The organism is Mycobacterium sp. DBP42, assembly GCF_005924235.1.
GTDB lineage: Bacteria > Actinomycetota > Actinomycetes > Mycobacteriales > Mycobacteriaceae > Mycobacterium > Mycobacterium syngnathidarum.
This window is the reverse complement of sequence record NZ_VCMY01000029.1, coordinates 19,464-45,009: the sequence shown is the minus strand read 5'-3', so window position 1 is coordinate 45,009 and position 25,546 is coordinate 19,464. Positions and strand designations below refer to the sequence as shown.

At 66.5% G+C, this 25,546-nt stretch carries 22 protein-coding genes; 11 read left to right on the top strand and 11 right to left on the bottom strand.

The annotated features are described in order from the left end of the window. Nucleotides 1-237 precede the first annotated feature (237 nt). The 4 genes from E0T84_RS22300 to E0T84_RS22285 form a co-directional block, all read right to left on the bottom strand. On the bottom strand, nucleotides 238-1,758 hold the full coding sequence (locus tag E0T84_RS22300) for an aldehyde dehydrogenase (protein WP_047040141.1): 1,521 nt from the start codon (nucleotides 1,756-1,758) through the stop codon (nucleotides 238-240). A gap of 61 nt (nucleotides 1,759-1,819) precedes the next feature. After that, entirely contained in the window at nucleotides 1,820-2,032 is a 213-nt protein-coding gene (locus tag E0T84_RS22295; protein WP_064895175.1) for a ferredoxin, read from the bottom strand. A gap of 57 nt (nucleotides 2,033-2,089) precedes the next feature. Further along, complete coding sequence (locus tag E0T84_RS22290) at nucleotides 2,090-2,329, bottom strand: hypothetical protein (RefSeq protein ID WP_064895177.1); 240 nt, start codon at nucleotides 2,327-2,329, stop codon at nucleotides 2,090-2,092. Between the two features lie 105 nt (nucleotides 2,330-2,434). Next, entirely contained in the window at nucleotides 2,435-3,556 is a 1,122-nt protein-coding gene (locus E0T84_RS22285) for an NDMA-dependent alcohol dehydrogenase (RefSeq protein ID WP_047040138.1), read from the bottom strand. A gap of 328 nt (nucleotides 3,557-3,884) precedes the next feature. Between E0T84_RS22285 and E0T84_RS22280 the strand changes: the two genes are divergently transcribed. The 4 genes from E0T84_RS22280 (at nucleotide 3,885) to E0T84_RS22265 (ending at nucleotide 9,262) form a co-directional block, all read left to right on the top strand. Next, nucleotides 3,885-5,402, top strand: a complete 1,518-nt coding sequence (locus E0T84_RS22280) for an FAD-dependent oxidoreductase (RefSeq protein WP_198419699.1) — start codon at nucleotides 3,885-3,887, stop codon at nucleotides 5,400-5,402. A gap of 104 nt (nucleotides 5,403-5,506) precedes the next feature. Then, nucleotides 5,507-7,240, top strand: coding sequence for an AMP-binding protein (locus E0T84_RS22275; protein ID WP_158230620.1), 1,734 nt, complete (start codon nucleotides 5,507-5,509; stop codon nucleotides 7,238-7,240). Continuing rightward, a complete protein-coding gene (locus tag E0T84_RS22270) occupies nucleotides 7,237-8,412 on the top strand; it encodes a CaiB/BaiF CoA-transferase family protein (RefSeq protein WP_047040135.1) in 1,176 nt (391 codons plus the stop codon). Before E0T84_RS22275 ends, E0T84_RS22270 begins: the two co-directional genes overlap by 4 nt. 94 nt (nucleotides 8,413-8,506) lie before the next feature. Then, nucleotides 8,507-9,262: an SDR family NAD(P)-dependent oxidoreductase gene (locus E0T84_RS22265; RefSeq protein WP_047040173.1), complete on the top strand. Its 756-nt coding sequence runs from the start codon at nucleotides 8,507-8,509 to the stop codon at nucleotides 9,260-9,262. 48 nt (nucleotides 9,263-9,310) lie between these two features. Here the strand turns inward: E0T84_RS22265 and fdxA are convergent, their stop codons facing one another. From fdxA to E0T84_RS22240, 5 genes are all read right to left on the bottom strand, one after another. Continuing rightward, nucleotides 9,311-9,643 (bottom strand): ferredoxin, encoded by a 333-nt coding sequence (gene fdxA / locus E0T84_RS22260; RefSeq protein WP_047040134.1) that lies wholly within the window; start codon nucleotides 9,641-9,643, stop codon nucleotides 9,311-9,313. 101 nt (nucleotides 9,644-9,744) lie between these two features. After that, a complete protein-coding gene (locus tag E0T84_RS22255; protein WP_158230621.1) occupies nucleotides 9,745-10,761 on the bottom strand; it encodes an acyl-CoA dehydrogenase family protein in 1,017 nt (338 codons plus the stop codon). Then, a complete protein-coding gene (locus E0T84_RS22250; RefSeq protein ID WP_099250703.1) occupies nucleotides 10,758-11,921 on the bottom strand; it encodes an acyl-CoA dehydrogenase family protein in 1,164 nt (387 codons plus the stop codon). Before E0T84_RS22250 ends, E0T84_RS22255 begins: the two co-directional genes overlap by 4 nt. Before the next feature lie 55 nt (nucleotides 11,922-11,976). After that, the gene (locus E0T84_RS22245; RefSeq protein ID WP_233211443.1) at nucleotides 11,977-12,786 is read right to left on the bottom strand and encodes an enoyl-CoA hydratase-related protein; all 810 of its coding nucleotides are present in this window, start codon (nucleotides 12,784-12,786) and stop codon (nucleotides 11,977-11,979) included. A 157-nt stretch (nucleotides 12,787-12,943) separates the two neighbouring features. Then, a complete protein-coding gene (locus tag E0T84_RS22240) occupies nucleotides 12,944-13,735 on the bottom strand; it encodes an enoyl-CoA hydratase/isomerase family protein (RefSeq protein ID WP_099250704.1) in 792 nt (263 codons plus the stop codon). Between the two features lie 168 nt (nucleotides 13,736-13,903). Here E0T84_RS22240 and E0T84_RS22235 point away from each other — a divergent pair, with 168 nt between their 5' ends. Then, on the top strand, nucleotides 13,904-15,076 hold the full coding sequence (locus tag E0T84_RS22235) for an acyl-CoA dehydrogenase family protein (protein ID WP_171055141.1): 1,173 nt from the start codon (nucleotides 13,904-13,906) through the stop codon (nucleotides 15,074-15,076). Between the two features lie 94 nt (nucleotides 15,077-15,170). Next, entirely contained in the window at nucleotides 15,171-15,935 is a 765-nt protein-coding gene (locus E0T84_RS22230; RefSeq protein ID WP_158230623.1) for an SDR family NAD(P)-dependent oxidoreductase, read from the top strand. Nucleotides 15,936-16,228: 293 nt separating this feature from the next. Here E0T84_RS22230 and E0T84_RS22225 read toward each other — a convergent pair whose 3' ends face one another. Both E0T84_RS22225 and E0T84_RS22220 read right to left on the bottom strand, forming a co-directional pair. Continuing rightward, nucleotides 16,229-17,905, bottom strand: coding sequence for an AMP-binding protein (locus E0T84_RS22225; protein ID WP_095785376.1), 1,677 nt, complete (start codon nucleotides 17,903-17,905; stop codon nucleotides 16,229-16,231). A 65-nt stretch (nucleotides 17,906-17,970) separates the two neighbouring features. Then, nucleotides 17,971-18,606 (bottom strand): TetR/AcrR family transcriptional regulator, encoded by a 636-nt coding sequence (locus tag E0T84_RS22220; RefSeq protein ID WP_233211444.1) that lies wholly within the window; start codon nucleotides 18,604-18,606, stop codon nucleotides 17,971-17,973. Nucleotides 18,607-18,664: 58 nt separating this feature from the next. Between E0T84_RS22220 and E0T84_RS22215 the strand changes: the two genes are divergently transcribed. Genes E0T84_RS22215 through E0T84_RS22195 form a run of 5 tightly spaced genes read left to right on the top strand, consistent with a single transcriptional unit; the run spans nucleotide 18,665 to nucleotide 25,545 of the window. Next, complete coding sequence (locus E0T84_RS22215; protein WP_095785377.1) at nucleotides 18,665-20,263, top strand: acyl-CoA carboxylase subunit beta; 1,599 nt, start codon at nucleotides 18,665-18,667, stop codon at nucleotides 20,261-20,263. 5 nt (nucleotides 20,264-20,268) lie between these two features. Further along, a complete protein-coding gene (locus E0T84_RS22210; RefSeq protein WP_095785378.1) occupies nucleotides 20,269-22,254 on the top strand; it encodes a biotin carboxylase N-terminal domain-containing protein in 1,986 nt (661 codons plus the stop codon). Next, complete coding sequence (locus E0T84_RS22205; protein ID WP_095785379.1) at nucleotides 22,251-23,015, top strand: enoyl-CoA hydratase/isomerase family protein; 765 nt, start codon at nucleotides 22,251-22,253, stop codon at nucleotides 23,013-23,015. The genes E0T84_RS22210 and E0T84_RS22205 overlap by 4 nt, the downstream gene beginning before the upstream one ends. 2 nt (nucleotides 23,016-23,017) lie before the next feature. Continuing rightward, nucleotides 23,018-23,812 carry a TIGR03084 family metal-binding protein gene (locus E0T84_RS22200; RefSeq protein WP_095785380.1) on the top strand — a complete coding sequence of 265 codons (795 nt, stop codon included), beginning with the start codon at nucleotides 23,018-23,020 and terminating at the stop codon, nucleotides 23,810-23,812. Beyond that, on the top strand, nucleotides 23,809-25,545 hold the full coding sequence (locus tag E0T84_RS22195) for an acyclic terpene utilization AtuA family protein (protein ID WP_095785381.1): 1,737 nt from the start codon (nucleotides 23,809-23,811) through the stop codon (nucleotides 25,543-25,545). The genes E0T84_RS22200 and E0T84_RS22195 overlap by 4 nt, the downstream gene beginning before the upstream one ends. The last annotated feature ends 1 nt before the right edge of the window (nucleotide 25,546 follow it).

Sequence of the window (25,546 nt, the reverse complement as noted above, 5' to 3'; positions counted from 1 at the left end):
GGTGAAACCACATGGGCCGGCGTCGCCTGCTTGTGCCCTGAACTCGCGTGGTCCCACCGCGGCCAACAGCAATGCTAACAGCGGTTAACACGCTGCAGGGCCGGGTAGCGAATTGGCGCGGACGAGGCGAAGCGGTTGCTGACGATGATTGGCCGACGAGGTGTTGGTCGACCGGGCCAGCGGGAAGCGACACCTGCACCGCGGTCGGCGACGCTAGGCGGTGGGCGGCCCCCGCTCCTATTCCTCAGCGGGCAGGATTAGGGACCAGAAGCGCGACTGGCGATCATTCGTCAGGCTCATGTAGATGTGTTTGGCTTCGGTGAAATCGAGGAATCCGTCGTCTCCGAGTTCGCGGCCGATGCCGCTTTGCCGGTATCCGCCGAACGGTGCGTCGGGGCGCAACTGGTGGTGGTCATTGATCCAGACCGTGCCGGCGCGTAACCGGCGGCTGATTTCGTAGGCGTTGACCATGTTGGTGGACCACACCGTCGCTGCCAAGCCGTATATCGTGTCGTTGGCCAGGCGCACCGCGTCGTCGACGGAGTCGTACCCGATGACCGACAGCACGGGGCCGAAAAGCTCCTGACGGGCGATCGGCATGTCGTTGTTGACGTTGTGGATCACTGTCGGCTGGAAGAAGTAGCCGTCGCCGATGTCGGCACGACGACCACCACACGCCACTGTGGCGCCGGCGGCCGCGGCGTCATTGACGACGCGCTCCAGCTCGGCGGCTTTCTCGGCCGAGATCACCGGGCCGAGGTCGGTCTGCGGGTTGCGCGTGTCTCCGAGTCTGATCGTGGCGGCCCGCCGCACCAGCCGGTCGATGAGTTCCTCTTCGCGCCCGCGTGGCACGAAGACCCGGCTGCCCGCTTCACAGCACTGCCCGGCGTAGAAGTTGACGCCGAACAGCACGCCGTCGACGACGAGATCGAAGTCAGCGTCGGGCAGGATGACTGACGGCGACTTTCCGCCGAGCTCTAGGGTGACGTTCTTCAACGTTTGCGCAGCCCCGGCGGCGACGCTCCGCCCGACCCCGGTGCTGCCGGTGAACGTGACATGGTCCACCAGAGCGCTTTCGACGAGGTATTGGCCCACTTCGACGTCCCCGGTGACGACGTTGAATTGCCCGGGGGGAAGATCTGTGCGCGACAATGCTTCAGCCAGTAGCATCGCCGACAGCGGCGTGCGTGGGTTGGGCTTGAGCACGACGCTGTTGCCCATCAGCAGTGCGGGAATGACTTTCCACACGGCCAACAAGAGCGGGAAGTTGAACGGGGTGATGGCCGCGACGACGCCCTCGGGTTCCCGTACGACGTGACTGACGCTAAACGGCGGCGAATGGAACCCCAATGGCTGCTCCAGACGCACGCTTGGGGCCATATCGAGGAAGTACTGGCTGTGGGCCAAGGCGAATCCGACGTGCAGAGCGCTCGCCGTCTTGATCGGAGATCCGCATTCGGCGATTTCCGCTTCCAGGAGGGCGTCCTGGTTTTCGACCAGGTAGTCGATGGCTGGCTGCAGCGCTCGGACCCTGCTTCGCACGTCCAGGCCGGCCCAGGGGCCCTCGTCGAAGGCCGTGCGGGCACACGCGACCGCCGCCTCGACGTCGGCGATCCCTCCGTCGGCGACATCGCCGACGACGGTCGCGGTGGCCGGGTCGATGACCTGCCTGCGTTTGCCACTGACGGAGGGACGCCATGTCCCGCCGATGTATTGCTCGAAGCGCCATCGCACATCGGATTTCAGCGGTGCCGTCATTGTCATCTTGGGTCTCGCTTTGCTGGTTGTAAGACGGTTTTGGTCAGCTGGTGACGAGCTGTCAATCGTGGTAGCGAACTGTGATCGCGTGTTCGGGGCACGCCTGCGCGCCTTCCTCTGCTTCGTTGACCAACTCTGGCGGAACGGGATTGACGATCACGACGGACTTTCCTTCGTCGTCCAGGCCATAAACCGCAGGTGCCAGTGAGTGGCAGCGGGCATGGCCCATGCACCGGTTGAGATCGACGGTGACCTCTGCGGATTTGCTGGTCACGGGACTCGTCACGACCTGGCCTCGAAGATCACCGGCAAAGACTTCACACCCCAGGTGTCACCGGTGTGCCACACCGGTGGCTTGTCGGGATCCAGCCGGTATTCGGGTGTGGCCGCCGTGTTCGACGGAGTGCCCGACCGGGCATGCTTCACGCATCCGGTCGTAGATCGCCAGTCGGTGGCGTTGAACCTCCCGGTCGTGCATGCTCAGATGCTCGATGAACTTGTCGGCCGCTTCGGCGTTGAGCCGCGTGGGTCGTTCGTCATCGATATCGGTGTTGCGCTGTTGTGTCGTCATTGTTGAATTCGCTCCAATCTTCACGAACGGCTATCGGTTTTGCGTCGCGGCCGTGGCCGAGACAACTTTGCACTGCAGGGCGGAATCAGCTCTCCACTTGGGCTGCTAGTCGTCCGACAGAATGACCAACCCGCGGATGTTGCGACCCGCGAGCATGGCCTCGTACCCCTCGTTGATTTGATCAAGCGAGTAGGTGTTGGTCACCAGCTCATCGAGTTTCAATTTGCCGGATTGATAGAGGTCGATCAGCTGGGGAATGTCGGAGAACGGGTTGCTGCTGCCATACACGGTGCCCAGGATCTGGCGTTCGAACATCACAACGTCGAAGGGAGCGATGGGTAGGTGGTCGGCGCCGGCGGGCGGCACGGCGACCAGGACGGCCCGCCCGCCTTTCCCCAGCGCCTGCAGCGCTTGTGCGAGGATCGCCTGGGTCAGAACGCCGGGCGTGGCGATGGACACGTCGGCCCCCCTGTTCCAGGTGGCCTCCAACACCGCGTCGACCGGGTCGACGGCGGTCGGATCGACGACGTGTGTCGCGCCGAACACTTCGTAGGCGAGTTTGCGCTTGGCCTCGTCCGGTTCGACGGCCACGACGACGCGGGCGCCCGACGTAGCGGCCCCCTGGATCGCGTTCATGCCGATTCCCCCGGCGCCCCAGACGACCACGGATTCACCGGGCCGCACCTTGGCCTTGTTGACTGCCGCCCCGTAGCCGGTGGGCACGCCGCACCCGATCAGGGCTGCGGTGCGCAGCGGAACGCTCCGATCGATCTTGACGACGGAAACATCAGGCACCACGGTGTGCTCGGCAAACGTTCCCAGCAAGCACATCTGGCCAGCGCCTTGCGCTCCCACGTGGAATCGGTAGGTCCCGTCGAGCTGCGGACCGGCCAGGATGTTGGCACCCAGGTCGCAAAGGTTGGAGTGTCCGACCGCACACGAGCGGCAGTGCCCACACGCGGGGATGAACGACAACACCACATGATCGCCCGGTTCGACCGCCGTGACCTCGGCGCCGACCTCTTCGATGACCCCGGCCCCTTCGTGGCCGCCGATCACCGGATACGGCATCGGAAGATCGCCTGTCACCAGGTGGTAGTCGCTGTGGCAGAGGCCGGTCGCCGCCAGGCGCACCCGCACCTCGTGCGGGCCCGGCGGGTCGAGATCCACCTCCTGCACCTTGAACTGCTCGTTCTGCCCATGGAGCACGGCTGCCCGAGTCTTCACGAAACTCCCTTCGTCGACCTAATCACATCGATCTTGATCCGCGCGTCGACGCCGGCTGCCCAGACTGTTGTGTCGATCGAAGGGCCCCGTCGCCGTTGTCGGTGTTGACACAAGTCATCGTTGATGTGACTCATGTCATTAAGCACTATGATCATAGGTCATACCCACACCGCTGGCAAGGAAAACGATTCCTGGATTCTGTCGCACCGCCGATCATCGGCAAGCAGTCTTGCCAGTTCACTGGCCACGGACCAGGAGTTTTGTACGCCGGACGGGAAGAAGAGAACGGGAAGAGGTACCTCAATAACGTGATGACAATTAGCCTCCGATGCGGTTCCCCACATCGATGTACGGCTCTGACGCGCAGCCAGACCGGTCAGCACGCTCCGAGGTCGGCGTGACGCACACCGTCGCCCCCGGCGGCGAGGCCCGCGGACCGGCACGCATCGCTGTGGTGGGTGCGGGGCCGGCCGGCCTGTACGCGGTGACCGAACTTGTGGAGTCGGGTCACCCGGTGAAGATAGACGTGTTCGAACGGCTGCCCTCGCCGTTCGGGCTCGTCCGGTACGGAGTCGCGCCGGATAACCAGAAGATCAAGTCGGTCGCCCGCGTTCTGGGCGCACCCTTCACCGCCCATTCAGCCACGGTCCGTTTTCTGGGGAACGTCTCTGTCGGCCGTGATATCAGCCGACACGAGTTGCGAGGATTTTACGACGCCGTCATCTACGCTTTTGGCGCGGAAGACGCCCGAGTGCTGGACGTACCCGGTAGCCGCCTGCCGGGCAGCTTTGCGGCCAAAGAATTCGTCGGCTGGTATTCCGGACATCCCGACGCCGCCGACCGCAACTTCCCACTGCACGGTCGGGGCGTGGCCGTGGTGGGGGCCGGCAACGTCGCCCTCGATGTCGCGCGAGTGCTCGCGCGCAGCGCCGAGGAGATCGCCGCCACCGACGTGCCCGACCGGGTCGTCACCGCACTTGGCTCCAGCGCCATCACCGACATCTATCTGCTGTGCCGACGCGGCCCCGCGCAGATGAAATTCACACCGGTCGAACTTCGCGAACTCGGCGAGCTGTCCAACGCCGATCTCATCATCGATCCGACCGAATTGGCGTTGAGCGAAAGCGAGCGAGCCGAGCTGTTGGGAAGGCCCCAGCTCGAACGCATGGTCTCAACGCTGCGGCAGTGGGCGGATCGGCCGCTGCAGGGCAAACCGAGGAGACTGCACCTGAGATTCCTCCGGAGCCCTGTCGCTATCCTCGGCGACGACCACGTCAATGCCCTGGTTGTCGAACGCAACGAACTGACCGACGACGGCCAGGCGCGCGGTTCAGGCCAGTACGAGGTGCTCGACGTGAACCTGGTGCTGCATTCCGTCGGCTACCAGGTGCGTCCGGTAGCCGACTTGCCCTACGACAGCGGTACGCAAACCATCCGCAACCAAGGGGGCCGCCTAGTGGACGGACAGGGCCATTTCCTGCCGGGCGAGTACGTGACCGGTTGGGCCAAGCGCGGCCCCAGTGGCGTGATCGGCACCAATCGAGCCGACGCCGCCGAGACCGTCAAGAACCTGCTGGCCGACCTGCCCGGCCTCGCACCGCCGAGACACGACCACCGCCGGACGGTCATCGAACTGCTCGAGCACCGCGCAGTCAACGTCGTGGACTGGGCGGGATGGCTACGGCTGGACTCCCACGAAATCCAAGCAGGTCGGCGCCGAGGAAGCCCCCGGGTCAAAACCCCGGATCTGGCCGCCATGCTCGATCACGCCCACCCCCTGGCACACGACGCCCCGACGGACGCCGCGGCCGGCACCCCGAGCCCGGCCGGGCGAACACCAGGATGACCCGCACGTATCGAGTGGTGCGCCCGGGAGCCCGCCGACACCGGCACGCACAGTCGACATCCCAACTCAGGTCCACAACACAGTCTCTGCGAAGGAGCCACGATATGATCGACCGCCACATTCCTTGGATGCAGCCCGCCTCGGCCCCGGGCCGCTTCCGTGAGATCGGCGTGTGGGGCGACCAGACGATCGCGGACGTCGTCGACGACCACGCACAACGGCATCCCGAAAAGACTGCGGTCATCGATTCCCGCGAAAAGCTGACATACGCCCAACTCAGGGACCTGTCGCTGCGCCTTGCGCGGGTCCTGCTCGATCACGGTGTCGAGCCCGGCGACCCGGTCGCCATCCACCTGCCCGGCTGCGTTTTGCTGCCGGCACTGCACCTGGCGTGCAACAGGATCGGCGCGCTGTTCCTGCCGGTGAGCACCGGCTGGCGCGGCGCCGAGCTGCGGTCTCTGCTGGGCACGGTACGGGCTTCGATGCTGATCGTCCTCAACGATAACGGCGGCTTCGACTACGTCGGCCTGGCGGAAACGCTGCGTGACGGGCTGCCCGACCTCAAACACGTGTTGACCGCCCGAAGCGGTTCGCTGGAATCGCTGGCAGCCAACTCGGCGCCTCTGACCGCCGGCGAGCTCGACGAGCATCGGCCGAGCGCCGATGCGCCCGCACACGTGATGTCCTCGTCGGGAACGACCGGTATCCCCAAGGCGTCGGTGTGGAGTTCGAATGACCTGGTCGCCCTGCTCGTCCACCATATGGGCCGCCGCCTCCACCTCGGTGCCGACGACGTCGCCGCCGCCATCGCACCGGCCAGCACGGGCTCGACCGGCTACGTCTTTCCCGTGCTGGCACCACTGTTGGTGGGTGCGACGACCGCGCTGCTGGAAACCTGGAAGCCGCAGGCCGCACTGGACCTGATCATCCGGGAGCAGTGCACCTACGCGACCGCCGTGCCCACCCAGATGATCATGATGCTGGAGTTCCCGCTCGAGCAGTATGACCTGTCCCACTTCACCCGATTCAACAACGCGGGCGCCCCGCTGCCACAGTCCACCGCGCGCGACCTCGAATCACGGATGGGCTGCCGCGTGCAAACCATTTACGGCGCCACCGATGGGGGAGTGCCCGCCATCACGTCGATCGACGATCCAGACGAGCTACGCCACACGACCGTCGGCTCGGTCTGCCCCGGTGTCGAGGTGGTGTTGCTCGGCGCGGACGGCAACCCCGTGCCGCCGGGCGACGCTGGTGAACTGTGCTGGCGTGGGCCCAACAAGTCATACGGCTATCTCAACGAGCCCGACTACGACCGGCAGGCTTGGGATGATCAGGGTTTCTTCCACTCCGGTGACGTCGGTGAGTTCGATGACCGCGGATACCTACGCATCGTGGGGCGCATCAAGGACATGATCTTGCGGGGAGGCACCAACATCTTCCCGCGGGAAGTCGAGGAGCTGCTGCTCGAGCACCCTGACGTGGCTGGCGTAGCGATCGTGGGAATCCCCGATGAGCGGCTGGGCGAGCGGGCCTGCGCCGCAGTGGTGCCCGCTTTAGGCTCTCACCCCCGGCTCGACGATCTGTGCTCGTTTCTGCTCGACCGCCAGCTCGCCAAGGCCAAGCTGCCCGAAAGATTCATCGTGCTCGATGAGCTGCCGACCAATGCCGGCGGAAAGGTCGACAAAGCGCTCCTTCGAGACATCGCCATCAAGGACCTGGCAGGTCACGCGCGTAACGAAGACGGGACCTCAGCTCGCCATCGGCCGCCGGCGCCAGGTACGCCGGCTGACACCGCACCGTCAACCGCAGAACGCGCAGCTGAGGGAACGGCATGAGCGATCCGACCGGCCCGCTGTCCGGGGTACGCATCCTCGACCTGTCCGCGCTGGCCCCAGGGCCGTTTGCCACCATGCTGCTCGGCGACCTCGGCGCGGAGGTGATCACGGTGGAAGCCCCGGCCGCCGCGCGAAGCGGCAGCGGTCTTGGCGCGCTACCCGGTTACGGTGGTGAGCGCGCGCGCCGACAGGGCATCAATCCGCTGTATCGCTCCCGACGATCACTCGTGCTGGACCTCAAGCAACCGCAAGCCCTGGAGATCGCCCTGCAACTGGCGCAGCGCAGTGACGTCTTCGTCGAGGGATTCCGGCCGGGAACCTGCGAGCGGCTCGGATTGGGCTACGACACGGTCGCCGCGCGGAACCCGGCGATCGTCTATTGCTCGCTGACCGGCTATGGGCAATCCGGGGAGCTGGCGATGCGCGCCGGTCACGATCTCAACTACATCGCCGAGTCGGGCCTGCTGTCGGCGACGACACGCGATGGCCAGCGTCCGGGCATACCCGTCAACGTGGTGGCCGACTTCGCCGCAGGAGGTTTGCTGGCCGCGTTCGGCATCCTGGCCGGCCTCCTGGGCCGCCAGGCCAGCGGCCGGGGAACTCACATCGACGTGTCGATGTATGAGGGGCTGCTCGGCCTGCTGCAGGTGGTCCAGTCGTGGACGCTGGCGTCGGCGCCGGATCCGTCGTGGGGCCGGGGCCTGCTGTCGGGGGCGGTCCCCTTCTATGACTGCTATCGCACGGCCGACGGGCAATGGCTGTCGGTGGCTGCTCTGGAGCCGAAGTTCTTCGCGAACCTCTGCACAGCACTCGGCCGCCCCGACCTGATCTCGGCTTATGCCGACCAGTCTCGATGGGGCGAGCTGCGGGCCGCATTCGAGAAGACCTTCTCCGCTGCCTCGCTCGCGGAATGGCTGGCCCGGCTGGAAGAGGTCGACACCGCGGTGGCTCCCGTGAGGTCGCTGCCCGACGCGTTCGACGCAGCGCAGCGCAGAGGGTTGCTGGACGCGCCGGGTGTGGTTGGCCCGCTGCCGCGCATGAGCGCGTGGAAGCCAACCGCGGGATCGGTCGTTACCCGGCCCGGGCAGCACACTCGCGAAATTCTCGACGAGATCGGCCTTTCCCCGGACGAGATCGAAACGCTGCGGGCGACCGGCGCGGTCACGGAGTGAAATCGGCGAGGACGATCCAAATCGGGATGATCATCGTCATTGTAAAGTATATGGACTCTGGACGTCGTAACGGAGAAACGATCGGAGAATGAGCATGCAGGCACGTGTCGCCGTCGTCACCGGCGCCGCTAGAGGAATCGGACGCGAGATCGCGTTAGCGCTAGGCCGGCAAGGCCGCCACGTCGCGGTGGTCGATCTGCGCGACCACGAGGCTAAGGAGACCGCGGCGACGATCACCGCAGCCGGCGGCACCGCCGTGCCCGTCGCCGTGGATGTCACCGACCCGGCGTCGGTGAAGGAGGGCCTCAACGAGGTTCGCCAGAAGCTGGGATCGATCTCCATCCTGGTCAACAACGCTGGGTGGGACGAGCTCAAGCCCTTTGTCGATACCGACGAGGAGTTCTGGCAGCGCGTCATCGAGATCAACTACAAGGGCGTGCTTCGGACCACGCACGACGTGCTTCCGGCGATGATCGAGGCGGGGTGGGGGCGGATTGTCAACATCGGCTCGGACGCCGGTCGTGTCGGTTCGTCGCTGGAGTCGGTGTACTCGGGGGCCAAGGGCGCTGTGATCGCATTCACGAAGACGATCGCTCGCGAGGTCGCCCGCGCGGGGGTAACCGCCAACACCGTGTGCCCCGGCCCGACCGACACCCCTTTGCTACAAGAGATCGTCCGCGGCCAAGCCGATGCAGACAAGGTGATCGGTGCGATGACCCGGGCGGTGCCGATGAAGCGTCTGGGCCGGCCGGAGGAGGTCGCCGCCGCGGTCGCGTTCCTCGCTTCCGACGACGCGGGGTTCATCACCGGACAGACGCTGTCGGTGAGCGGCGGCCTTACCATGGCGTAGCTCTGAACCATGGCGTAGCTCTGACCGACGGCCGCAGCGCCGGGAACGCTACCGCCCCCCGGTGCCGCTCCTTAGCTCCAGGTTCTTGACGATAGGGGGATCGGCGCTGAGCTTCCCGACGCGGCGGGCGCCACCGGGAGAGCCGATTTCGGAGAAGAAGTCGGCATTGATCTGCTGATAGTGCCGTACACCGTCGGGGAGGTCGGTCTCGTAGTGGATCGCCTCCACGGGGCAGACCGGTTCGCACGCCCCGCAATCGATGCACTCGGCGGGGTGGATGTACATCATCCGTTCGCCTTCGTATATGCAGTCGACCGGGCATTCTTTGATGCACGTCTTGTCGAGAACGTCGACACATGCCTCGGTAATCACATAAGTCACGGATTCACCTTTCTCTACTCTTTATGTAACCCCGTTGCGACGTCACGCTGGACGTGGCGGATGACCGTAGGCTGGTACCTGCCAGAACGGGGCCGTGCGCTTCACACGGCCGAGGAGCCGAAGATGGTCTCGGCTATCCGGGCACGGTGTTGGCGCGGGGTCCCGTACGCCTGTTCCATGGCCTTCCCCCGTTTGAGCCACAGGTGCAGGTCATGCTCCCAGGTGAAACCGATCCCACCGTGGCATTGCAAAGCGCTGTCGTTGGCGGTCTTTTCCGCTTCCGACGCGCAACTCTTGGCAACCGCCGCGGCCGTCGGCGCTTCATCCGAACCAATGGCGACCAAGTGCGCGGCGACCCACGTCGCCGGCCGGGCGAATTCGACCGCGAGATAGGCATTGGAGAGTTGATGCTTGACGGCCTGAAACGATCCGACCGGTCTGCCGAACTGCTCCCGCTGCCGCACATAATCGACCGTGGTTTCTACTAAGTACGCCCCGATGCCCACGAGCGTGGCAGCGGCGGCCACGGCGGCGCGTACGGCTAAAAGGTCCGCCCGTCCGGTGCTGCCGGGCAACAAGGTATCGGAGGTGGCTTCGGCGCGGATAGTCGCCAGGCGGCGGGCGCCGTCCTCGACTTCGTGGGACTCGATGTCGCAGTTGCTCACGGGTACGACATGCAGACAGTCCTCGCTCGCCACCACGATGAGGTCGAACGAGCTGTCGATGACAGCGAACGGTGCACCCGGCGGCTGAATGGTGGCGATTAGTTCGCCGGCTGCGATGGCGGGCAACCACCGCTCGATCTGGCGGTCGCTGCCCATGTCTGCGATCGTCAGCGCCGCCACCGCGGTCTCCAGCAGCGGGTCGGGAAGCGCGACCCGGCCGGCTTCCTCGAGCAGCAATGCGAGCTCCACATCAGAGCGCCCCAGGCCGCCGAACCGTTCTGGCACTACGACACCGAGGAACCCAATCTCGGCCAGTCGAGCCCACGCCGCGCGATCGACGGCGCAGTCGGCATCCCAGGCCGAACGAACCCGCGACGCAGGGTACTCGGCACGCAAGAATTCCCGTGCCGCGGCTGCCAGCTCTTTCTGGTCGGGCGTGAGGTCGATGTTCACCGCGGCTCCCGTGGAAGTCCGAGCAGGCGCTCGCCGATGATGTTGCGTTGTATCTCGTTGGTGCCGGCGAAGATTCGCGACGCCCGAGCGTGCCAGTATCGGCGATGAAACCCGGCTCCAGCGGCACAGCCGGATGAATCCGCCAGTTCTGCGAAGGGACCCAGGATCTGCAGAGCGGTTTCCTGGATTCTGCTGTCGAGCTCCGACCAATACAACTTGACGAGGCTGGACCTGGAACCGACGCCGGTGCCCGCGGCGAGTTGGCTGGCGATGTGCTGCATGTACCGGCGGAAAAGCTCGGCCTCGGCGAAGCGCGAGGCGATCTCGTCCCGGAGGGCGGGATCGTCGGCGATGCCCATACGTGTGGCGAGGTCGACCAATTGCCGCACGTCGTTGGACAGACGCACGTGGTTGCCCAAGCCGGTGCCGCGCTCGTAGCCCAGCGTCGCCATGGCAACGCGCCACCCGTCACCGACCGCACCGATGACGTTCTTCGCGGGAACGCGCACGTCGGTGAAAAACACCTCGGAGAAACCCGGCTCGCCGTGCAACTGGCGGATCGGCCGCAACTCGATGCCAGCAGTGTCCATCGGCAGCACGATGTATGTCAGGCCCCGATGCCGAGTCTGGCCGGGGTCCGTGCGGACCAGGGCGAACATCCATTCGGCGAACGCGGACAGTGATGTCCAGATCTTCTGGCCATTGATGACGAAATCGTCTCCGTCAAGGACCGCCCGAGTTCGCACGGCGGACAGGTCGCTGCCCGCGCCCGGTTCGGAGAATCCCTGGCACCATAACTCGTCGCAGCTGAGCATCCCCGGCAGCCAGCGCTGCTTCTGCTCGGTGGTGCCGAATTCGATGATGGTGGGGCCCGCTAGTCCGAGGGCGAGACGGTTCAACCGCTGCGGAGCTGCGGCTCGGTGGTACTCCTCGTCGAACAGCATCTGGCGCATGAAGTCGGCACCTCCGCCGCGGTACTCTCGCGGCCAATGCAGCGCCGAGTAGCCCGCGGTGTACAGCGCTTTCTCCCATTCCCGATGTGCGGCCACACCCTCGGCCGTGTAGGGCGGCGGTAAGGGGTGAGTGGGCGCGTTGGTCGTCAGCCAGGCGCGTACTTCATCGCGGAACGCCAGCTCTGAATCGGAGTACGACAATTCCATCGTCAACGTCCCCCCGGATTCTCGCCCACACCGCCGTTGCGAGTTGAGCGCATCGTCAACGCCAAGGGGAGAAGTCGGGCTTGCGTTTGTTCATGAAGGCATCGGCGCCTTCGGATTGCTCTCCGGACACGAAGAAGCCGGGGTTCACCTGGTTGAGAATGCTGAACCGGTCCTGTGCTTCCCGCATGGGCGCGACCGCGTCGTCAAAGGACTTTTTGACCAGTTTCAGCACGGTCGGGCTAAGCGCCAGCAACTCGTCACACCAACGCGCGACTTCGGCATCGAGATCCTCCGGCGGCACACACGCGTTGATGAGCCCCCAGTCCAGCGCCTGCTTGGCCGAGTAGCGCCGGCACAACATCCACATCTCCTTGGCCCGCTTCATACCGACCACCGTCCACAGGTAGCTCACCAGCCACCCCTCGGCTGGACTGGCGACGCGCGGACCGTTCTGTCCGAGCACCGAGCGATCAGACGCGATGGTGAAATCGCAGGCGTAGGCCATGTGGTGTCCCCCGCCGATCGCGTAGCCGTCCACCCGGGCGATCACCGGCTTGAGACATTCACGAAACGCGCGGTAGAGCTGCTTGACCAACTCGTCGAAGGAGTCATCGCCGGCGTTGAACGTGCTCTCGTCCTCCACGCTGACGTCACCACCCGCGCAGAATGCCCGTTCGCCGGCACCGGTCAGCACGATCACCCCGACGTCGCCGTCCTCGCCGGCACGTCGCACGGCCGATGTCAACTCCCTGAGGGTGTGCGGCGTGAATGCATTCAATTTGTCGGGACGATTGATCGTTATCCGGGCGACGGCATCCTTGACTTCGTAGCGGATGTCGGAGAACTCCACCATTGAACTGCTCATTGAACAACTGCTCCTTCCCAACGTTTCCGGGCCTCGGACTTGGCCTCGGTTACCGATATGCAGAGGACTTGGGTTGCCACGCGGGGGACAGCGGCCCTGCCGTCACACCGAGACGTTGCACGTTCTCGGCACGCCCCGCAGCAAACGCGACTGTCGCCTAGCCATAGCCGAAGTCGGGTGGCCGCTTATTGATGAAGGCGTCGAAGCCCACCCGGGCCTCTTCCCCGGCGAAGAGGTCGACAACCCCAGCGGACTCGGCCCGAAAGCCCGCGCAACGCCCCCCGTCCAGTCGTGCGAGCACACACGATTTGATGCGGCGCATGGCCTGGCGCGCGCCCGACGCGAGTTGTCGAGCGAACTCGACGGCTTCGCCAACGACTCGGTCGCCCTCCACGACTCGGTTGACCAGGCCGAGCGCATGCGCTTCGGCAGCGCTCACCTGCCGGCCGGTGTAGAGCAGTTCCAGGGCGCGGCCCTTGCCGATCGTCTCGCACAGCCGCTGCGTTCCTCCGGCGCCGGGAAGCAGGCCCAGACGAACCTCGGGAACGCCGAGCCGCACGTGTTCGCCTGCGAACCGCAGGTCGCACGCGAGGGCGAGTTCGAGGCCACCGCCCATGGCGTTACCGTTGATCGCTGCGATCACCGGCAACGGCAGTGCTTCCAGATCGTTGAGGGCCCGTTGAATCGCGTTGACGAAATACGCAAATCCGGCAAGATCGATGTCGCGCATCACCTTGATGTCGGCGCCGGCGACAAACTGTTTTCCGTGTCCGGTAACGACGATGGCGCCGACCTCAGGCTGCAACGCTGTCTCCGAGGCTGCCCTGCTGATTTCGTGTACCACCTGCAGATCCAGCGCGTTAGCCGGCGGGCGGTCCACCGTCAACAGCGCGACACCTCTATCCACCTCGACGCGGACGAACTTCGTGTCGCCTACGGCGATAACCATCGAACCTCCAGTAGCGCTGACGCTTGCACCCTTGCACGCCAGACCTTATCGTAGTACTGATTATAAGGCAATGTGGCTATCCGCGCCGCCTACTGAACCGGGAGGCGCAGGACTGCACGCATGCCAGCTGCACCACACCAGGGGGCGTGTAGTCGCCGGGTGGTCGTCATGACCGAAACAAGGGAGTTCCGAATGCTCACGTTCCGCGGAAAGCCGACACCGGAGCAGTCGGCATTTGTCGAAGCCGTCGATGGCTTCTGCCAGCGCGAATGCCCACCGCACAAGCTCCGCGAGCTGACCAAGGGCGGGACCGTCGCCCACAATGACGAGCTGTACGGCAAGCTCGCCAGCACCGGCTGGCTCGGACTGACGATCCCCGAGGAGTACGGCGGGGTCGGGGGAACACTGTCAGAGGTCGCGCTGCTGACCGAGCGCCTGGCCTACCATCGCGTCCCGGTCGGCGGGTACCTGACCACGGTGATCACACTGCAGGCGCTGATCAAGTACGGGTCAGAAGAGCAGAAACGTGCCGTCTTGCCCGGCGTCGCTGCCGGCGACATCCTGTCCATCGCGATCACCGAGCCCGACACCGGCTCTGACGCAGCTGCGGTCAAGACGCGTGCCCGCAAGGAGGGCTCGCGGTGGACGCTCAGCGGTGAAAAGACCTTCACGAGCAACGCCAACCATGCCCGCTGGGTACTCGTGGTGACCCGCACCAACACCGAAGCGCCCAAGCATCAAGGGCTGAGCCTGTTTCTGCTGCCGATGGACCGGCACGGCATCAGCTTCGAACGGCTCGACATGCTCGGCCATATCGACACCAACATCACTCGCTATGAGGATGTCGATGCCGGCGATGACGAGATCGTCGGAGGAATCGACCAAGGGTGGCGGGTGCTGGTACGCGGCCTCAACAGCGAGCGGCTCATCATCGCGGCCGAGGCCCTCGGCATCGGGCAGCGCGCGTTCGACGACACGCTCCGTTATGTAAAGGAGCGGCGCCAGTTCGGCCAACCTATCGGTCGCTTCCAAGCACTCCAACACGGCCTTGCCGAGAGCGCGACGAAGTTGCTGTCCACCCGGTTGCTGGTGGAGCACACCGCCGCGTTACTCGCAGCCGGAGACCCAGCGCCGGGTGAGGCTTCCATCACGAAGCTGCAGGCGACGGAGACCGCAAAGGACGTAGCACTGCAAGGTATGCAGTTCATGGGCGGTATGGGGTACAGCATGGAAAGCGAGATGCAGTCCTATGTCAGGGACGCTCTGGTCATGACAATTTTCGGCGGCACGTCGCAGATTCAGAAGAACATCATCGCCGCCCAACTCGGACTTGCCGACTGATCCGAGAGTACTGCGGCACAGCAACGTTCGCGCTTTTCCGGGCGCGGGATGGTCACATCAAGAGGCACATCGAACAGGGATGAAGGGAACAATCATGGCAGTCGAGATCGACTTGACCGGGCGCTCCGCGATCGTCACCGGCGCGGGCAGCGGAATCGGGCGCGAGGTAGCAACTCTTCTCGCGCGCGCCGGCGCGAAAGTTGCGGCGGCGGATGTCAACGAGGCTGCCGCCAAGGAAACGGCTGCGATCGTCGAACAGGCGGGCGGCACTGCGATCGCCGTCACGGTGGATGTGCGCGACCCCCAGCGCGCGCGCGATGCGGTGAGCGCCACGGTAGAGCAGTTCGGTGGTCTGGATATCCTCGTCAACAACGCCGCGGCCTGGAGTGTGGATCTCTTCAAGAACCTCACCTACGAGCAGTACCAACTCGACGTCGGCGTCACCCTGATCGGCACGATGGTGATGACCAAGGCGGCCTACGACCACATGCGTGAGCAGAAATCGGGAACGGTGGTGAATCTGATCTCAGACGCCGGCCGGATCGGCGAACCATTCCTCGTTTCCTACAGCGCCGCTAAAGGTGGGGTCGTCGGCTTTACGAAGGCATTCGCCAAAGAAGCCGGCCGCTACGGCATCCGATGCAACGCGGTGTCGCCGGGCACCACGAAGACCCCAGGCGCCAGCGCACTGATCGAAAAGTGGGGTGGTGAGGAGACTTTGGTCAAGGCCTACCCGCTGGGCCGACTCGGCGAACCTATCGACCAGGCCAACGCGATCCTGTTCTTCTGCTCGGATCTCAGCTCGTGGATCACCGGTCAGATCCTCAGCGTCAGCGGTGGCTACAGCATGGTGGACTGATCGTCACCCTCTACAGCCCTCCGCGTATAGGATTGCGTTTTTTGTCATGTCAGCGAAGTGGTCAGGTAGGGGAATCACCGCATGCCGTCCCGTAACTTCACCGGGCGCGAAGCAGCGGAACAGAACCGCGGTGGTCCGCCTGGCCGGACCTACAGCGAACCGAGGCACACATAAACGAGGCATACGAGCATGACCGTCGCGGATGCTACCCCGCTGCCGTGGTCAGACGGCGACCGTCGGCGGTCGGGCCGGCACTTCTACTGCTCGCTTGGCAGCGGTTGTAGACCGCAGAATCAGCGGCTGGCGCTAACCGGCTTGGTAGCTTGGTAGAGCGCAGCGAACTGCTCGCGGAGCTGGTATTTGAGTATTTTGCCGCCGACGGTCTCGGGTAGCTTTTCGGCGAACACGACGCGCTTAGGGGTCTCGAAACCGGCGAGCCGCTGGCGGCAGAAGGCGACAATGTCCGACTCGGTGGGCGCGCGCCCGGCGTGGGACGTGACGATTGCTGTGACGGCTTCACCCCAGTGGGGGTGGGGCAGTCCGATGACCGCCGCACGCGCTACGTCGGGGTGGGTGTGCAGCACAGCCTCTACGCGCATGCTCGAGACGTTCTCTCCACCGGTCTTGACGATGTCTTTGTAGCGATCGACCATGATCCGCAGCCCGTCGCGGTCAATCGATGCGCTGTCGCCGGAGTGAAACCAACCGCCGCGGAATGCCTCGCGGGTGGCGGCTGGGTTGCGGTAGTAGCCGGCGGTCATGATGGGCGATCGGTAGACCGCCTCACCGGGCTGCCCGCGCACAGGTTGGCCAGATTCGTCGACGACGTCGGAGGCCAGCAGCGGGCTGGGCACACCGACGTAGTTGGCCTGCGGCGCGGTGGCGCGGTGCGCCTCGGGCCATTTTGCGGGCCAGAACCGGTGACATGCGATCGCCTCGGTCTGACCGAAGATGCCCATCGCCACCAGTTCTGGGCCGCAGCGCTGCACCAGCCGGTCGAGCAGCTCCGGGGCCAGTGCTCCCCACCCGTACACCAGCACGCGCAGGCTGGTTGGGTCGAACTCCGGGTGGGCCTCGAACTCGTCGGCTAGGGACGCAACGAACTGCGGTGAGCCGGCCCACAGCGCCGTGATCCGCCGGGCGTCGACAGCCTTGGCTACCACCTCGGGTACAGGCTTTCGGCCGATGAGCAGGCGGCCTCCGCTGAGAAACGCCGAGAACATGAAGATCTGGTCGCCGACGTGATAGGTGACCGGCAGGAACGTGGCAAGGCGCAGGTCGGATTCCACGGTGAGACCGCGAGTCAGCGAGAGTGCGAAGTTCATCGCCGCCAGGTAGGTGCAGTGGTGGGACATCATTGCGCCTTTGGGCATCGATGTGGTGCCGGAGGTGAACAACAGCTCCCAGATGTCGTCGCCGTGGATCTCCACGTCGGGCTCGGTGTCGGGTTTGCTGTCGATCAGCTCGGCGAAACTTGGCGAGCCAACCACAGGGGCGCCGCCGATGGTGATCGTCACACCTGGGCGCAGGCCGGCCGCGCTGAATCCGCGTTCGGCGCGGGGCCATAGCTCGGCGTCCACCACCGCGAAGGCCGGTTCGGTTTGTCCGATGAGGTGTTCAACCACATCGGGAGCCAGGTTGGGGTTGAGGGGGACGGCCACCATTCCCGCCTTCGCGATGCCGATCTTGGCGAGACAGGCTTCGACGGAGTTCTCGCAGAACAGCAGCACCCGCGCGCCAGGTTGGAGCCCCGCGCTGGCGAGCGCGTGCGCGAATTGGTTTGCGGTTTGGTCTGCCTCACGATAGGTCAGCCGGGCAAACCGCCGGTCCCCATAGGCACCGGGCCATCCGGCGATCGCGATCTGGTCGGGATAGCTCCAGGTGAGCCGTTCGAGCACATCACCTACCGATGTCCGTTCCCAGCGGCGCGTTGCTCGCCTGCCTCGCAGGGTGGTCACATCCGGGTCCATTGCAGCTCCTTGTGCGCGAGTCACGTTCAGAATGTCACGCCGATGCCGCGCGATCAATGCTCTAGTTACTCCTGGTTCACAATGTCTGGTGCTGGCGCCACCCCGAGACAGCCGTGCGCGGCCGTCCTGAGCAGCTCGGCGAGCCGAACTGGCGGTAGTCCGCTGCGGAAGAACAGGGTCGACTGGATGGCGCCGATGGCGGCATGCACCGCGACCCGCAACTCGGCGTCGGCCAGGTCGGGACGCAGGTGGCCGAGCACGTGGACCCACTCCTCCACGTAGTGTCGTTGGTCTCGGCGCAGTCTTCGCTGCTGTTCCGGCGCAACGTTGTGCCCCTCGCGGTGGTAGACGGCCAGCACCGCGCGGTCTTCGACGGCTATCCGGACATGGTCGTCGACCAGCGCCGACAGGGCTTCGGCATCGCTCGGCGCTGTCGAAATGATCGCCCCGGCACCGTGACTGAGCCGTCGCATCACCCTGTCGAGAAGTGCTACCAGGATCGCGTCCTTGCTGGGGAAGTGGCGATAGATCCCCGAGCCCACGATGCCCGCCCGGGCTCCGATGTCGACGAGGGCCACGCCGTGGTACCCGCGCTCGGCGACCAGTTCGGCCGAAGCGGTCAGGATCCGCTCCTTTCGTTGCGGGTCGCGCTGCCGTGCGTGCGTCGCACCGTCCCCCATCTGGCCCTCCTCGCCGTGCATGTCGTACAGTCTCCTACGTGAACAGTGAATCACATACCGTGCTTCTCGAGGGAACACTGTGCCGGTGCTGACATCGCAGCTCGATACGTCGAGCGAGGCTTATCAGGCCAACCGGGAGGCGCAGTTGGCGCTGCTTGCACAGCTCGACGAGCAGGTTGCACTTGCGGTCGCCGGGGGTGGTGAGCGGTATCGGCGGCGGCATCGTGAGCGGGGGCGGCTTCTGGTCCGGGAGCGTATCGAGTTGTTGCTGGACCCGGCCAGCCCGTTTTTGGAGTTGTCGACGTTGGCTGCCTGGGGGACCGGGTTCACCGTCGGCGCCAGCGTGGTGACGGGCATCGGGGTGGTGTCGGGCGTGGAGTGCATGGTGATTGCGCACGACCCGACGGTGCGGGGTGGGGCGATGAACCCGTATTCGCTGCGAAAGACGCTGCGCGCGCTGGAGATCGCGCGGGTGAACCGGCTGCCGGTGATCAACCTGGTGGAGTCCGGCGGGGCGGACCTGCCCCAGCAGGCCGACCTGTTTGTGCCGGCCGGCCGTATCTTTCACGAGCTTACGGAGTTGTCGGCGCTGGCGATCCCCACGGTCGCCTTGGTGTTCGGGAATTCGACGGCGGGCGGGGCGTATGTGCCGGGGATGTGTGACTACGCGGTCCTGGTGGACCGGCAGGCCAAGGTTTTTCTGGGTGGTCCGCCGTTGGTCAAAATGGCGACAGGTGAGGTGGCCGACGATGAGGCGCTGGGCGGTGCCGAGATGCATAGTCGGGTGTCGGGGTTGTCGGACTATTTCGCCGCGGACGAGCGCGATGCGATACGGATTGGCCGCCAGATCATGTCGCGGATCAACTGGCGCAAACTCGGCCCCGCTCCTGTGGGGTGCGCGGCGGCGCCGCTGTATGACCCGGAGGAGATTCTCGGGATCGTCTCGGCCGATGTGAAGGTGCCGTTCGACCCGCGTGAGGCGCTGGCGCGGGTGGTGGATGGCTCGGAGTTCGACGAGTACAAGCCGCTGTACGGGACATCGCTGGTCACCGGGTGGGCGCAGGTGCACGGCTATCCGGTGGGGATCCTGGCCAACCATCGAGGCGTGTTGTTCTCCGAGGAGGCCAAGAAGGCCAGCGAGTTCATCCTGCTGGCCAACCAGACCGATACGCCGTTGGTGTTTCTGCAGAACACCACGGGCTACATGGTCGGTGCGAGCTACGAGCAGGGCGGCATCATCAAGGACGGCGCCAAGATGATCAACGCGGTGACCAACAGCACGGTGCCGCACCTGACGATCACCATGGCCAGTTCGTTCGGTGCCGGCAACTACGGCATGTCCGGGCGCGCGTATGATCCGCGGCTGCTGTTCGCCTGGCCCGGGGCGAAGCTGGCGGTGATGGGCGCGGCGCAGTTGGCCGGGGTGATGTCGATCGTCGGGCGGGAGTCGGCGGCGTCGATGGGGCGGCCGTTCGACGAGGAGGCCAACCGCGAGCGCACAGCGGCGATCGAGGCCCAGATCGACACGGAGTCGCACAGTTTCTTTGTCACCGCCCGGCTGTATGACGACGGGATCATCGATCCGCGCGACACCCGCACCGTGCTGGGCATGTCGCTGTCGGCGGTGCACTCCAACACCGTGGCCGGCCGCCGCGGCTTCGGCGTCTTTCGGATGTGAGGCAGATGATCCAGAAACTGTTGGTGGCCAATCGCGGCGAGATCGCCGCCCGGGTGATGCGCACCGCGCACGCCATGGGTCTGGGGACCGTCGCGGTCTATTCCGACCCTGACGCCGACGCGCCGTTTGTCGGCCTGGCCGATGAGGCTGTGCGGCTGGCGGGCGCCGCGCCGTCGGATACCTACCTCAACGCCGAGGCGATCATCGATGCGGCCCGGTTGACGGGGGCCGATGCGGTGCATCCGGGCTATGGGTTCCTCTCGGAGAACGCCGGGTTCGCGGCCGCCTGCGCCGAGGCCGGGCTGACGTTCGTGGGGCCACCGCCGGCGGTCATCGCCGCGATGGGCTCAAAGGTCGAGGCGAAAGCGCTCATGGAGAAGGCCGGCGTGCCCGTGCTGCCCGGCGCAACCCTGGACGAGGACTCCGATCTGGCCGCCGAGGGTCAGCGGGTGGGCTACCCGCTGCTGGTGAAGGCGGCGTTCGGCGGTGGCGGGCGCGGCATGCGGATCGTGGAATCCGCCGACGCGCTGGCCGACGCGGTGGCGGCTGCCCGCCGGGAAGCGGCCTCGGCCTTCGGCGATGCGACGGTGTTCCTCGAGCGCTACGTCGTGAATCCGCGGCACGTGGAAGTGCAGATCCTTGCCGACACACACGGGGCGGTGGTGCATCTGTTCGAGCGCGACTGCTCGATTCAGCGCCGCCACCAGAAGATCGTCGAGGAGTCCCCGTCGCCGGCCGTCGACGACACACTGCGCGCCGAACTCGGTGCGGCCGCGGTGGCCGCGGCCAAGGCAATCGGTTATGTCGGCGCGGGCACCGTCGAGTTCGTGTTGTGGGCGGGCGGGTTCGCCTTCCTGGAGGTCAATACCCGGCTGCAGGTGGAACATCCGGTCACCGAGCTGATCACCGGCCTGGACCTGGTGGAATTGCAGCTGCGGATCGCCGACGGCGAGCCGCTGCCACCGGAGGCGTTCGATGCCCGCATTCGCGGGCATGCGATCGAGGCGCGGCTGTATGCCGAGGACGTCTGCGCCGGCTTCCTGCCCGCCACCGGCGTGCTGCACCGCTTCGCCGTACCGGATGACCCGGGCGTGCGGGTGGACACAGGCGTGGCCGACGGCTCGGTGGTCAGCCCGCATTACGACCCGATGCTGGCCAAGGTGATCGCGCACGGACCCACCCGGGCCGACGCCGCACGAAGGCTGGCGCGGACGCTGGCGCGCGCTCAGCTGCACGGCGTGACCACCAACCGCGACCTGCTCGTCGGGATCCTGCGCGAGGAGGAGTTCCTGGCTGGCAGCACCGACACGGGCTATCTCACTCGCCATGACCCGTCGGTGCTGGCGGCGCGCGTGCCTGGCGCGCTGGCCGTGCATGCGGCCGCGGCGGCGCTGGCCGCCCAGGTGCTAGACAGGTTGTCGAGCCCGGTGTTGCGGACCCTTCCTGCGGCGTGGCGCAACATTGTGAGGACGTCCCAACGCGCCAGCTACCGTTGCGGTGAGCGTGCTATCGGGGTCGCCCACCGCCAAGTCGGTGATCGGGTGCTGATCGAGGTGGACGGTGAGCCGCTGTCTGGGGTACGGGTGCAGGCGGCGGCGCCGCAGCGGGTCGTCCTGGAGATCGATGGCGTGCGTCGCTCGATCAGTGTGCATCGCGCTTGCGGTGTGTCGTATGTGGATAGCGCTTTGGGTTCGACGGTTCTGGTCGAGGTGCCGCGGTTCCCCGATCCGTCGTCGGCGCGGCACGCCGGCTCGCTGGTGGCCCCGATGCCGGGAACGGTTGTGCGGGTACTGGCTACCCCCGGCGCGGATGTCGCCACCGGGCAGGGGTTGATCGTGTTGGAGGCGATGAAGATGGAGCACACCGTCACCGCGCCCGCCGACGGGACCGTCGTCGACGTCTGTGTGGCGGCCGGTGATCAGGTCGACGCCGGCCAGACACTCGCCATTGTCGAGGACAGCAGCGCGGCCAGTGACGGAGGGCAGCAGTGAGCGATCCGGTGACCTACCAGGTCGTCGACGGCGTGGCCTGGTTGACCATCAACCGGCCCGAGGCGCGCAACGCGCTCAACGCCGCCGTGCGCGAGGGCCTGTGGGATGGGATCCGTCGGTTCAACGACGACGCGAACGCCCAGGTTCTGGTCCTGACCGGGGCGGGGGACAAGGCGTTCTGCGCGGGCGGGGACCTCAAGGAGATGGCCCAGGGCGGCCTGACCGTGCCGCCGCCGGATTTCGCCCCGCAGTTCGGCCGCAACATCGATGTCGCCAAGCCGACCATCGCCGCTGTCAACGGGGTCGCGTTCGCCGGTGGGTTCCTGCTCGCCCAGCAGTGCGACCTGGTGCTGGCCGCCGAGCACGCGACGTTCGCGATCACCGAGGTCAAGGTCGGCAGGGGAGCGCCCTGGGCCGCCCCGCTGTCATGGTTGGTGCCGCCGAGGATCGCCCTGCAGGTCCTGCTCACCGGGGATTCGCTCAGCGCGCACCGGGCACACGAGGTGGGGCTGGTCAACGAGGTGGTGCCGGCAGCCCGGCTGCGCGAGCGCGCCCAGGAGCTCGCGGAGCGGATCGCCGCCAACGCGCCGCTGTCGGTGCTGGCCGCAAAGCGCACGGCCTATTTGTCGGCGCACCACCGGCTCGATGAGGCCTACGCGCGCGCCGAGCAGATCTGGGCGCCGGTGTATCACTCCGAAGACGCGCAGGAGGGGCCGCGGGCGTTTCGGGAGAAGCGGGCACCGGTGTGGAAGGGACGCTGAGCGTGGCGGTATCGATGAATGCGCTGGCCGATGACCTGGCCGCCGAGACCGCCGACCTGCGCGACCTGCTACTGCCGCTGAGCGACGCCGATTGGCGCCGGTCTACGCCAGCGGAAGGGTGGTGTATCGGCGACCAGGTATCGCACCTGGCCTACTTCGATGACGTCGCCGTGCAAGCGGCGACCGACGCAGACGGCTTCCTCGCCGAGTTGGCCCGGCTGAACGCCGACGGCGGGGTCAACCCGGATTCGATCGCCACGCGCTATCACGAGATGTCCGGCGAGGAGCTGCTGGCCTGGCTGGACCAGGCGCGAAGCCGCCTGCTGGCCGTGTACAGCTCGCTCGACCCGTCCACACGAGTGCCGTGGTTCGGCCCACCGATGAGCGCCGCGTCGTCTCTGACCGCTCGGCTGATGGAGACCTGGGCGCACGGCCAGGACATCGCCGATGCGCTCGGCATCGGCCGCGAACCCACCCACCGGCTGCGCCACGTCGCCCACCTGGGCGTGCGCGCGCGGGCGTTCAGCTATACGGCCAACGGGCGTCAGGCGCCGGATTTGCCGGTGCGGGTCGAGCTCACCGCACCAAGTGGCGCGATGTGGAGTTGGGGCCCCCAGGACGCCGTGGATCGGGTGAGCGGGCCTGCGCTGGACTTCTGTCTGGTGGTGACCCAGCGGCGGCACCGCGACGACACCGCGTTGGTGATCAGCGGGTGTGCGGCGGGGGAGTGGATGGCCATCGCCCAGGCGTTCGCCGGACCCGCGGGAGCGGGCCGGAAGAGGGGACAGTTCCGATGACGGCGACAACCGATCGTGCCTCGGTGGTGCGGATCGCCAACTGTTCCGGGTTCTACGGCGACCGCATCGCTGCCGCGCGCGACATGGTCGAGGGCGGCCCCATCGACGTGCTGACCGGGGACTATCTGGCCGAGCTGACCATGCTCATTCTCGCCAAGGCGCAGCGGAAGGATCCGGGCGCCGGGTACGCGAAGACGTTTCTCACCCAGATCGAGCAGGTGCTCGGCACCTGCCTGGATCGCGGCATCAGGATCGTGGCCAATGCCGGCGGGCTGAACCCGGCGGGCCTTGCCGGCGCTGTCCGCGACGTGGCGGCTGAGCTCGGGCTCGACGCGCGGGTGGCCCACGTGCAAGGTGACGACCTGCGCGGCAAACTGACGGCCATCACCCCGCCGGTGGGCGGGGAGCCCGTCTCGGCCAACGCCTACCTCGGGGGGTGGGGTATCGCGGCCGCCCTCGACGCGGGTGTCGATGTGGTGGTGACCGGCCGGGTCACCGACGCGTCGCTGGTCCTCGGGCCGGCGGCGTGGTGGCATGGCTGGCGAAGCGACGACTGGGATGCGCTGGCCGGCGCGGTCGTCGCCGGGCACGTCATCGAGTGCGGGCCGCAGGCGACCGGTGGCAACTACGCGTTCGCCGAGGACCTGCCCGACTCACGCTATCCGGGTTTTCCAATCGCCGAGGTCGCCGCGGACGGGTCGTCGGTGATCACCAAACACCCGGGTACCGGCGGCCTCGTGTCGGTCGGCACGGTCACCGCGCAGCTGCTCTACGAGATCGGCCCGCCCGCCTACCTCGGGCCCGACGTCATCACGCACTTCGACACCATCACCCTCACCCAGGCCGGCCCGGACCGGGTCGCGATCCGCGGCACCCGGGGCAGCCCCCCACCGCCCACCCTCAAAGTTGCGCTCAACGACGCCGGCGGGTTCCGCAACACCATGACGATGGTGCTCACCGGGCTGGACATCGAGGACAAGGCCGCCCGCGCGGAAGCGATGCTGTTCGACGTACTGGGTGGACGCGACCGCTTTGCCGAGGTCGACGTGCGGCTGCTGCGCTTCGACACCGCCGACGCGCCGACCAATGAGCAGGCCACCGCTCACCTGCGGGTCACCGTCAAAGACCACGACCCCGCGAAGGTGGGCCGCCGCTTCTCCAACGCGGTGATGGAACTGGCGCTGGCCGGCTACGCAGGTTTCCACACCACCAGCCCGCCCACCTCGGAGTCGGCCTACGGGGTCTACCGGCCCGCGGCGGTGCCCCGCGCGATGGTCGAGCATGTCGTGGTGCTGCCCGACGGCGAGCGCCGTGTAGTGCCCGATCCACCCGCAGCCGCCGCGCTCGTGGTGGACCCCGTTGCTGCCCCGCCGGCGTGCCAGCCGGCCGGGCCGACCCGGCGCGCCCCGCTCGGCCGGGTCTGCGGCGCCCGCTCGGGTGACAAGGGCGGCGACGCCAACATCGGGCTTTGGGCACGCCACGACAACGGGTACGCGTGGCTGCGCGAGTACCTCACCGTGCAGCGGATACGCGAGCTGCTCGGCCCCGAGGTCGCCGACCTGAAGATCGACCGGTTCGACCTGCCCAACCTGCGCGCGATCAACATCGTTGTGCACGGCCTGCTCGGCGACGGGGTGGCCTCCTGCACCAGGCCCGACCCGCAGGCCAAGGGGCTGGGGGAGTACCTACGAAGCCGCATAGTCGACATCCCCGAGGCGCTGCTCGACAGCTAAC